Source organism: Pedobacter sp. 05T44 (assembly GCF_056395985.1).
In genome coordinates, this window is the sequence record NZ_JBFTKO010000012.1 from 137,457 (window position 1) to 147,803 (window position 10,347).

Consider the following 10,347-nt stretch of genomic DNA (forward strand, 5'->3'; position numbering starts at 1 on the left):
TTAGTTACAAGGCCCGTCAGGTATTTCTTTCGTTATTTTAAGCACCTTGGTTACTACCATTGTAGAATCAAAATCTGCTGAGACAATTAAACTGTCAGATTTGATTAAATGACACTCGACCTCAATATAAACAGGTTCGTACGGTTTCTCGAAATTAAAGTTACTGTAAGCCAGTTCCAGTGTTTTTGCGCTATCTGCTACCCAATACTCCCTACCCTCATCACAATCCGTAAATGACTTTATTTCGGGGCCATAGCTATACAATCCTTTTATTACTCTCGTAGTTCCTGCTGTCTCTTCGGCATCCTTCCTGTTACAGGCCATAATTACTCCTGTAAGCAACACTAATAAAACTACTGAATTCTTATTAAATCGATTCATATGTTAGAGATCTTGATTTAAGTGGTTTATCTTCTTCACGCTTAAGTTAGATGACAAAGCTGATGCCACAAAAGAAAACACACTTACAGTTAAAAACACCAACAGAAAATCCTTCCATTTAAATGCCACCGGATACGCATTGGTGATCACCAAATTATCTTGCGACATTTTAATAAGTCCGAATTTTTGTTGTAATAAACAGAAGAGAAATCCAACTACTAAACCAACAATACAGCCGGTCATCGTAATCATCATTCCTTCAAATAGAAATATTCGTTTAATCAATTTTTTTCCAGCCCCCAAGCTGCTTAATACGGCTATATCTTTCAGTTTATCTATAACCAACATGGTTAAAGAACCGATTATATTAAAGATAGCGATTATTAAAATAAAAGTAAGAATAATATAAACCGCCCACTTTTCGCTACCCAGAATGTTATAAAGCACTTTATTCTGCTGTATTCTGTCCTTCACTTCAAAATGCTTGCCTATATTTTCTTCAATATTCTTTTTAAAAGCATCCGCATTAATTCCTGGCTTTAGGTTGATCTCGATAGAAGTGATTTTTTGAGGTTCTCCCAATAAATTCCGGGCAAATTTCAAAGGAACAATAGCCACATTATCAAAATCCTGCTGAACTTCAAAAACCCCCGATACTGGAATTGATAATACCGTAAAATCATCTGCTGGATTAATGGAACTCGTTTTACCCCCTTTTTTTGGAGAAAATATCTGCAATGGATTAAACGGATCTGTAGTATTTACCATCAGGTAAGTTTGAATTGCAGACCCGATTACGGCATAATCCCCAGTACTATTTTCAAGCAAAAACTTACCTTCAATAGTAATGCTATCCAAACTTTTATTTTTCAGATAATCCAGGCTAACCCCCTTTATTAAACCAACGGACTGCTTATCATTATACCTTAACAAAGCATTTTCTGAAAGTACTTCACTATACGAATAGATACTCTTATTTTGCTTTAATTTATTGAAATAGGCCGTATTTGGGTCAAATGTTTTACCCTGAACAGGCGAAATAACAACCTGCGGAGTAATCGTATTAAACATTTTCAATACAACTTCCTCAAACCCATTAAAAACAGATAAAATAATAATTAACGCCGCACTCCCTACAAAAACACCAACCACAGAAATTGTGGAAATGATGTTTATAGCATTGGTAGATTTTTTCGCAAAAAGGTACCTGCGAGCTATGTAGAAAGGTGTATTCAATTATTTATTAATAAAAGTTACTGTAAAAAAGGATTATGTTGTTTCTCAAAGCCTATCGTTGTAGGTTGCCCATGCCCCGGAAAAACTTCACAATCATCTGGCAATATAAACAAGTTATTTTTGATACTGTTGATCAATTGCATGTGATTACCTCCCGGGAGGTCCGTGCGGCCAATACTTGAATAAAACAGCACATCACCTCCAATAAGAAAATTATCAGCAGCAGCATAAAAACATAAATGTGCCGGTGAGTGCCCTGGTGCAAAAATTAAATCAAGTTCACTGTTACCAAATTTAACCTTTCCCGTTTCGGATAAGAAAACCTCAGGTTCCGGAGAGAGTTCATAACGTAAACCCATTTGAGGCAAATAGCCTGGTATTGCTTGCAGCACATACAACTCGCCTTTATGGAATTGTGGTTTTAACCCCCAATTGTCATAAACGAACTTATTGCCAAATACATGATCATAATGACAATGGGTATTTAGTAAGAGTACTGGCTTTAGGTTATGCTCTTTTATAAATTTAACCAGAATGTTTTGCTCTTCTCCATCATACATTCCAGGATCTATTATTACACACTCACCCGTTTCATCGTATAACACATAAGTGTTTTCCCTTACCGGGTTAAAAGTAAATCTTTGTATACTGATCATTTTAAATTCTTATCTGGCCTTATTTTATCCACTTAAATGTACTAATCATTCTGTCAATATCCTTCTTAATAAAGGAAACGACGGGTTGTATGGAATCGTACTGCGGTCGTTCGTTAAAATATAATGCCCCTCTGAAATAGTGTTTGGTGCTGTCTGTTAAAAAGAATTGAACAGATGAGGCCGTATTTCCTTCTATTGCATAATACACTCCATAAACTTTCTTTCCCGGATAGTTAATCAATTTCTGGTCTATTGAGTTCGCTTTTACTGTATGCTTAAATGCAAAAGTCCTTGCATCTTCAACCAGACCTTCATATTCCTTTTTAGAAGAGATATCATAATATGTTAAATGCAAACGCGCGTTAAATTGATCAAAAGAAAGGTTGTACCAGCACGGTCTGGTGTCCTTACTACTGTCGTTCAGCATTTCTGCATACACCGGATAATCGAACGAGAAAGCACATCCATTATTAAAGGTTTTGTACACTTTTTTTGGCATTTCAATATTAAAATATCCTCTCGGCTTAGGAGAATAGTCGCTCCCTGTGCAAGCATAAAGCAACATCATTAACATAGAAAGAGAAAAAAAAGTGAACTTATTCATCTATTTATTCCAAATATACCAGGACCGCTCAGCCTGAAGATACAGCATTTCTAATCCATTTTTAATACTAGCTCCACTAGCCCTGGATTTTGCAAGAAACGTTGTCTCTTCCGGATTATAAACCAGGTCGTAGGCCAAATGATTCTCTGTTAATGCTTCATAAGGGATATCCGGGCAGGTCTCTGGATTAGGAGACATTCCCAATGGTGTGGTATTTATCAAAATGGTATAATCCTGAAGCAGTGTTGAAGTTACGGCATCATAAAGAATACTATTCGAAGTTGGTGATCTTGTAACTACTATAAAAGGAATGTTTAGTTTATTTAAAACATATTTTACAGCTTTAGCTGCTCCGCCATCTCCAAAAACGAGGGCCTTTTTATGGTGCTCATTTAGCATTGGCTTTAAAGACTCTTCAAAACCATAGGCATCAGTATTGTATCCTGTTAATAATTCCTGTCCGTTCTTGCGCTGAATAGAAATACAATTTACTGCGCCTATTTGATCCGCAGCCTCATCAACCTCATTTAAAAAAGGAAGAACAGCAAGTTTATAAGGAATAGTTACATTTAAGCCTTCCAGCTCAATATTTTTAGAAATAAGCTCAGTTAAAAGCCCAATATGTTCAATCGGAAAAAGCTCATATTCACAATCGGGAATATGTTCATTTAAAAATTTCTCAGTAAAGAATTTTTTTGAAAAGGAATGTGATAACGGAAAACCGATTAACCCAAATTTTCTCATTCTGTAAGTTATAATTAAAGGGTAATATTTATATTTATAAAATTACAACTTCGCCAAATTCAGGAAATGATCAAACGTATCTCCTCTAAGGCCTAAACGAATGGTTTCTAAAGGTATAACCTCAGCCGGAGCTATATTTCCAAGATTCACATTTGAACCAAGCAGCTTAATAAACCATACCTGTTGTTCCTTTTGAGGAGCTTCCCAAATGATTGTCTCCTCTGGAATCTGAGTAAGAATCTCGTCAACCAAGCCCTCTCTAACCTCACCAGATCCTCTGTAAATACCTACGTTACCACCTTCTCTGGCTTCAGCTATCACTTTCCACGATCCTGCTTCTATTTCGGCCTGCATAAGTTTAATCCATTTATACGGAGCAAATATTTTAGCCGCATCTTTAGACCCTACTTCTGAGATTACTGTAACCTGCTTAGATAATTTTTGAATAAACTCGCATTTCAAATCATGCTCAATAGTGATTGAACCATCAGAAACTTCTACGTATTCCATATCGAACTGCTCCAGCACGCGACAGTAATCATCGAACTGATTTCTGATAATAAAGGCTTCAAACAACGTACCGCCAAAGTAGGTAGGAATACCTGCAGACTTATAAATAGCCAATTTCTCTTTCAGGTTCGGCGTTACAAAAGAAGTAGCCCAGCCTAATTTTACTATATCAGTATGTATTCCGGCAACGTCTATAAAGTCTTCTGTTTGTCTTAAGCTTAGCCCTTTATCCATAACCATCGTAATTCCTTTGTTCCTAGGTTTTACAGGTCGTTCGGGTATATTATTCAATGGGTAATTCATATTGTTCACAAAGGTGAAAAAAAATCGGACAGTTTTCATCAGCATAACTAATAAAAACTGTCCGATCTTTTATTTTAAATAACGATTGATTACTTCTAGTATCGAACCGTTCTCCTGTAATTGGGGCAAATATTCAAATAATATGTAGTGTTTATCTGGATCTGTGGCCAATGCGGTCTCAAGATATAACAAAGCGTCGTTCTTTTCTCCTAAGGCAAACAAGTAAGCTACCATCCTATAATAGAGCTCTGCTGCATCAGGATTGTTTTTTATAGCATCAGCAATGGTTTCAGAGGCTTCAAGCAATTTACCTTGTTCATATAGAACTGTCGAAAAATCCAACCAGGCTTCAACATCCACCGGATTATATTCAAGAACTTTGTAATAAGCTTCAACAGATTGCTCTATCTGACCCAGTTTATAATAAGCATCTGCCATTGCAAACCAGAAGTCGGGATTCTCCTCATCAAGCTCAATTGCTTTTTTGTAAAAATGAAGTGACTCAAAGAAACGTTCTTCAAAATTAAGCGTTACTCCTATCCCAAACCAGGCATCAGCCATCTTGGGATCCATCTTTACAGATTTTTTATAGTAGGATCTCGCTTCGTCCATACGCTCCAACTTCTCGTAACATTCCCCAATTGCACAATAGGTGTCGGCATTGGGTTTTTCGTATTCAAAAGTGTGCTTATAAACCTCTATAGCCTCTGCAAAACGATCAAGTTGAACTAAAGCATTTCCTTTATTATAGTAAGCAGATGCAAAGTTATCCTTAATCAGGATGGCGTAATCATACGCATCAATTGCTTTTTCAAAAAGATCCAATTTGTGATAAGAATTTGCAAGATTGTACCATGCAGCGTAGGAATAAGGGTCATTGTCTATATATTCCTGATAAAACTGAATACTTTCTTCTTGCTTATCTAATATATCATAACAGAAAGCAAGTTCGTATAATCCGTCCTTGTTTTCCATGTTCTGCTCCAAACTCTGCTTTATGTAAACAATAGCACTCTCGTAATCGAGCATGTTTTGATACACATAAGCAATTTGCAGCAAGATCTCGTCTGTAGTTTCAGCAAATTCAAGTGCTTTCTGAAAATTATCCAACGCTTCTGAATAACGCTCAAGGCTATTATAGATATTCCCCCTAAGGATATAGATTTCTGCTTCCGATGCTTCAAGCATTTCTGCTTTCTGCAGTGCTAAAAATGCACGCTCGGTTTGGTCAGTAACAAACAACAGCTGAGCCTGCTTAACCAGGAATACTGCGGCATAAGGATGCTGATTTAACGCATATTCTATTACCTGCAATGCCTTTACGGGGTCGTTCTTTTCAATGTAGTAATCAATAATATTTTCAAAAGCCTGGGCATCAAAAAAGTACTGATCCTGATTACGTATCATCTCTTCGTAACGCTCTACTGAACGTTGCGCATCATCGCTAAAATCAAAATAAAATTCCTCTTCCATGTATCAAATAATTAAAGAACAGATCCCTGTGTTAAAAATACATTATAAGTTTACAACAATTATTAGTAGTACTAACCAAATAATTTTCAACATACACACACCCTTGCCCATAAACAACTGAAATAATAATAGTTAGCCTAAACATCTACCCTCAGAATGTTTTAGCAAGATAGAGAATGAAACAAGGGTTCTGGTCCTAATTCAATACAAAATAACGTAACTTTATTTTAAGACGGGTAATATTCCCGTCACGAAAACATCAACCCTTTATGCAACAGTTCATGAAAATGAAAAAATGTAACTTTCTGATTATTGTTTTTCTTACAACGGTATTTAACACCTCTGCCCAAATCCAGCAACATGAAGAAGACCTTGTTAAAGGCACTATAAACAAATTGTTTGAAGGTATGAGAAATACCGATAGCGCGATGGTAAGTGCTACCTTTGCAAATAATGCAATTATGCAGACCATCCATAAATCCAAAGACGGGGAATTTAAATTAAGTGATGAGAAGGTCGCCGATTTTGTCAAATTTACAGGAACACCACACAAAGAAAAATATGATGAACGAATTGTATTTACAAAAATTTTGATAGATGGGAATCTTGCCAGCGTGTGGACAGATTACAAGTTCTATATTGACAATAAATTTAGCCATTGCGGTGTTAATTCCTTCCAGCTGTTTAAAGATAAAACCACCTGGAAGATCATCTATATTGTTGATACACGGAGAAAAGAGAATTGCCTATAAACTATTTAGTTATGCAGAATAATATCAGCCAGGTTTTAAAAAACCTAAACATACTGGATTTAAATCCGGCCTACAGTACAGGTAATCAATGGGGAGCTTCATCAGATGCCAAAATACTTAACAGCGATTCCCCGGTTAATGGTAATAAGATAGCGAGCGTACAGGTTGCCAGTGCCGAAAATTATGAAACAGTAATAAAAAAAGCAGAAGAGGTTTATTTATTCTGGCGCAGCTTACCGGCCCCAAAGCGTGGTGAGATCGTGCGACAGTTTGGTGATGCGCTTCGTAAAAACAAGGAAGACCTGGGCACCCTGGTTTCTTATGAAATGGGTAAAAGTCTACAGGAAGGATTTGGCGAGGTACAGGAAATGATAGATATCTGCGATTTTGCAGTAGGCTTGTCTCGTCAGCTCTATGGCTTAACAATGCATTCTGAGCGCCCAAGCCATCGTATGTATGAGCAATGGCATCCATTAGGAATTGTCGGTATCATTTCTGCTTTTAACTTCCCCGTAGCTGTTTGGAGCTGGAATGCTGCTCTGGCCTTAGTTTGCGGCAATGTTTGCATCTGGAAGCCATCAGAAAAAACACCTGTCACGGCCATTGCATGTCAGCATATTATTGCTGATGTTTTCAAAGCAAATGACATTCCCGAAGGCGTTTGCAATCTAATTATTGGAGATAAGGAGGTGGGCGAGCTCATGACAAATGACAGTCGTGTTCCCTTAATATCAGCCACAGGCTCTACCCGAATGGGAAAAGCAGTTGCTGTAGCAGTTGGTGCTCGCTTAGGAAAAAGCTTACTGGAGCTAGGGGGCAACAATGCCATTATTATCTCTGAGCACGCAGATTTAGATATGAGTTTAATCGGTGCTGTTTTTGGAGCTGTAGGAACAGCTGGTCAGCGATGTACTTCTACCCGCAGGTTAATAATCCATGAAAGTGTTTACGATGCGTTTACTGCAAAACTGGTAAAGGCTTATGGTCAATTGCGTATTGGCGATCCTCTCGATCAGCAAAATCACGTTGGTCCGTTAATCGACACTGATGCGGTTGCCAGCTACCTTGATTCCATTGAAAAATGCAAAACCGAAGGTGGAAAATTCATAGTAGAAGGAGGCGTTTTAGAAGGGCCGGCTTATACCAGTGGCTGTTATGTAAAACCATGCATTGCAGAAGTAAAAAATGATTACAAAATCGTTCAGCATGAAACCTTTGCTCCAATTCTATACCTGATAAAATACAAAACATTGGACGAAGCTATTGCTTTACAGAATGGCGTACCTCAAGGTTTATCCTCGGCAATAATGACGCTTAATCTTCGGGAAGCAGAACAATTTTTATCTGCTCAGGGCTCCGATTGCGGTATTGCCAATGTTAACATTGGCACCTCAGGTGCTGAGATAGGCGGAGCCTTTGGTGGTGAAAAAGAAACAGGCGGTGGTCGCGAGAGTGGTTCCGATGCATGGAAAGCTTACATGCGCAGACAAACCAATACAATAAACTACTCAAATACGCTTCCTCTGGCTCAGGGAATCAAATTTGATCTTTAAAATATCATTGCATAAAAAAAGCAGCGGGTTACATTCCAGCTGCTTTTTTTATACCGTAGAATTGTTTTTTAATTCTTTTTGTTGGCTGCAACCATTATCTGATTCAATGGAGTTGTTGTTGTTTTTAAAGCTACCAGGTGATCTGTATCTAATTTAGAAATATCGTCTTTTACTAAGTTGTGATCTGCAGTTGTACCGCTTAATTTCAAATCAGCATGATCTTTTATGTAAGTATACATACTTTCAGTATTTGCTTTAACGGTGGCTTTTGCATCATCTTTTAAGAATACCTGAAGATATTTAACATCAAACTTACCATCAGTTTTCACAATAGCCTTATCTGAGGCATCTATACGCTGCAGATCATTTACTGAAACCAAAACAGTTACACGATTAGCTTCTGTTGAATTAATAATTAAAGTATATCCAAGTCTTTTAATAGAGGTTTTATCCGGATTGTAATCTCCATTTATTACTTCTATGTGCTCTCTTTTGCTTTGCACCAAAATAACTTTTACATTTCCACTCACTTTCACCTTATTAAAGGTCATTGGAGCAGCAGATTCAACTGGCTGTTTATCAATTCTGGTGGCGAATGTTGTCATAGCTGTTGAAGTCATAAAGATAGCTGTCAAGGCTGAGGCGAATAATGTTTTTGCTAGAGTTTTCATATTTTTGAGTTTTAGGGTTTTTGTAGGCGTTTTTGTTATTAAGACCCTCATTTGCAGCAAACGTTTCAGCCAATCCAGCTCTTTTATACCATCAGAAGTTAACTCACGACCAACGGTCTGATTCCCTCGACGAACCCATTGTGAACTACACACGGAATAGAGATTTGTGTGCTTCGAACTTCTTAGACCTACGCTTCTTTTACAGAAGTCTGATTTAAGTCTCCATCCGTGTAATGGGAGAGTTCCGCCCCCATAATTCTTAATCCTTGTTCAAGGATATTTTTACTGGCGTTTATGTCCCTGTTTAACGTGTGTCCATTTGGACAGGTCCATGATCTTTCAGAAAGCTTTAGTTTATGGTGAATATATCCACATTGGTTACAAGTTTTGCTTGATGGATAGAAGCGGCCTATTTTTATTATGCGCTTGTTATTCCAATCCGATTTGTATTCCAGTAACCTGACAAAAGTTCCCCAACTTGCATCTGCAATATGCTTTGCCAGTTTATGATTTGCCATCATTCCTTTTACATTTAGGTCTTCAATACATATCGTATCGTACGCATTGGTTATCTGTGTAGATACTTTATGTAGCAGGTCAAGTCTGGTATTGGTAATCTTTTCATGGATTGCCGCAACTTTCAAACGCTGTCTGTTTCTGCTGTTTGATCCTTTTACTTTTCTTGAAAGGTGCTTTTGTGCTGTGGCTAATGCGCTTTCATATTGTTTTAAATGATGATTATTTTTAAATCTAATACCATCCGAAGTAATCGCAAAATCCTTGACGCCGAGATCTATCCCGACATGCTTACTTGTTGGTTGGATGGGTATGTATAGTACTTCACATAGTATAGACACAAAGAATTTACCGGTCGGGGTTTTACTTATCGTGCAATGTTTTACCTCACCTTTAATTTCCCTATGCTCAATTAGCCTTATGCCTTCTTTGAATTTTGGGAAATACACTTTGTGGTCATGTACCACAACAAATTGTGGTACAGCAAAGCTGTTTCTCTTTCGCTTGCTTTTAAATCGTGGGAACCTGGCATGACCCCGAAAAAAGTTTAAAAAAGCAGTATCTAAGTTTCGTAAAGCGGCCTGAAGGGATTGGCTATTCACTTCCTTCAGCCATTGGGTTTCCACTTTCTTTTTTAATTGTGTCATTGAGGCCGCCTGCTGATAATAATTAGAAGACTTTTTTTCTTCCTTGTATTGTTCAATTCTTTCGTTAAGGAAGTGGTTAAATACAAATCGGGCGCATCCCAAATGCTTATTCAGTAGATCTTCCTGCTCTTTTGTAGGCCGTAAAGCAAAGAGATATGTCTTGTATATTGTTTTCACCTATGCAGAAATTAATATTTATGGAAGGGGTTTAGTTAACTGCCAAACACAACCCTAAATTACTAAAAATATTAGCAAAACAAAGCGTCCATTCAAAATAATTAAATTATAATATGAATCTTTT

Annotated in this window: 11 protein-coding genes; 2 read left to right on the top strand and 9 right to left on the bottom strand. The window is 37.3% G+C overall.

Annotated features, from left to right (window positions below; genetic code table 11):
* The 7 genes from AC1DDK_RS18345 to AC1DDK_RS18375 form a co-directional block, all read right to left on the bottom strand.
* Positions 1–381, bottom strand: coding sequence for a hypothetical protein (locus tag AC1DDK_RS18345; RefSeq protein ID WP_048908284.1), 381 nt, complete (start codon positions 379–381; stop codon positions 1–3).
* Positions 382–384: 3 nt separating this feature from the next.
* Entirely contained in the window at positions 385–1,617 is a 1,233-nt protein-coding gene (locus AC1DDK_RS18350) for an ABC transporter permease (RefSeq protein WP_337717005.1), read from the bottom strand.
* Positions 1,618–1,634: 17 nt separating this feature from the next.
* Complete coding sequence (locus AC1DDK_RS18355) at positions 1,635–2,273, bottom strand: MBL fold metallo-hydrolase (protein ID WP_288883364.1); 639 nt, start codon at positions 2,271–2,273, stop codon at positions 1,635–1,637.
* A 19-nt stretch (positions 2,274–2,292) separates the two neighbouring features.
* Positions 2,293–2,877 (bottom strand): gliding motility lipoprotein GldD, encoded by a 585-nt coding sequence (gldD, locus tag AC1DDK_RS18360; RefSeq protein ID WP_172662196.1) that lies wholly within the window; start codon positions 2,875–2,877, stop codon positions 2,293–2,295.
* Complete coding sequence (locus tag AC1DDK_RS18365) at positions 2,878–3,621, bottom strand: shikimate dehydrogenase family protein (protein WP_172662197.1); 744 nt, start codon at positions 3,619–3,621, stop codon at positions 2,878–2,880.
* A gap of 42 nt (positions 3,622–3,663) precedes the next feature.
* The gene (locus AC1DDK_RS18370) at positions 3,664–4,434 is read right to left on the bottom strand and encodes a phosphosulfolactate synthase (protein ID WP_048908386.1); all 771 of its coding nucleotides are present in this window, start codon (positions 4,432–4,434) and stop codon (positions 3,664–3,666) included.
* A 69-nt stretch (positions 4,435–4,503) separates the two neighbouring features.
* Positions 4,504–5,907, bottom strand: coding sequence for a tetratricopeptide repeat protein (locus AC1DDK_RS18375; RefSeq protein ID WP_172662198.1), 1,404 nt, complete (start codon positions 5,905–5,907; stop codon positions 4,504–4,506).
* Between the two features lie 287 nt (positions 5,908–6,194).
* On the opposite strand from AC1DDK_RS18375, the gene AC1DDK_RS18380 reads away from it, so the two are divergent.
* Complete coding sequence (locus AC1DDK_RS18380; RefSeq protein WP_172662199.1) at positions 6,195–6,659, top strand: nuclear transport factor 2 family protein; 465 nt, start codon at positions 6,195–6,197, stop codon at positions 6,657–6,659.
* 11 nt (positions 6,660–6,670) lie between these two features.
* On the top strand, positions 6,671–8,212 hold the full coding sequence (gene amaB / locus AC1DDK_RS18385; RefSeq protein WP_288883369.1) for an L-piperidine-6-carboxylate dehydrogenase: 1,542 nt from the start codon (positions 6,671–6,673) through the stop codon (positions 8,210–8,212).
* A 68-nt stretch (positions 8,213–8,280) separates the two neighbouring features.
* On the opposite strand, the gene AC1DDK_RS18390 is transcribed toward amaB, so the two are convergent.
* Together AC1DDK_RS18390 and AC1DDK_RS18395 are read right to left on the bottom strand one after the other, a co-directional pair.
* Positions 8,281–8,883 (bottom strand): GIN domain-containing protein, encoded by a 603-nt coding sequence (locus AC1DDK_RS18390; protein WP_337717009.1) that lies wholly within the window; start codon positions 8,881–8,883, stop codon positions 8,281–8,283.
* Positions 8,884–9,071: 188 nt separating this feature from the next.
* Positions 9,072–10,223, bottom strand: a complete 1,152-nt coding sequence (locus AC1DDK_RS18395; RefSeq protein WP_337717011.1) for an RNA-guided endonuclease TnpB family protein — start codon at positions 10,221–10,223, stop codon at positions 9,072–9,074.
* Positions 10,224–10,347: the final 124 nt, after the last annotated feature.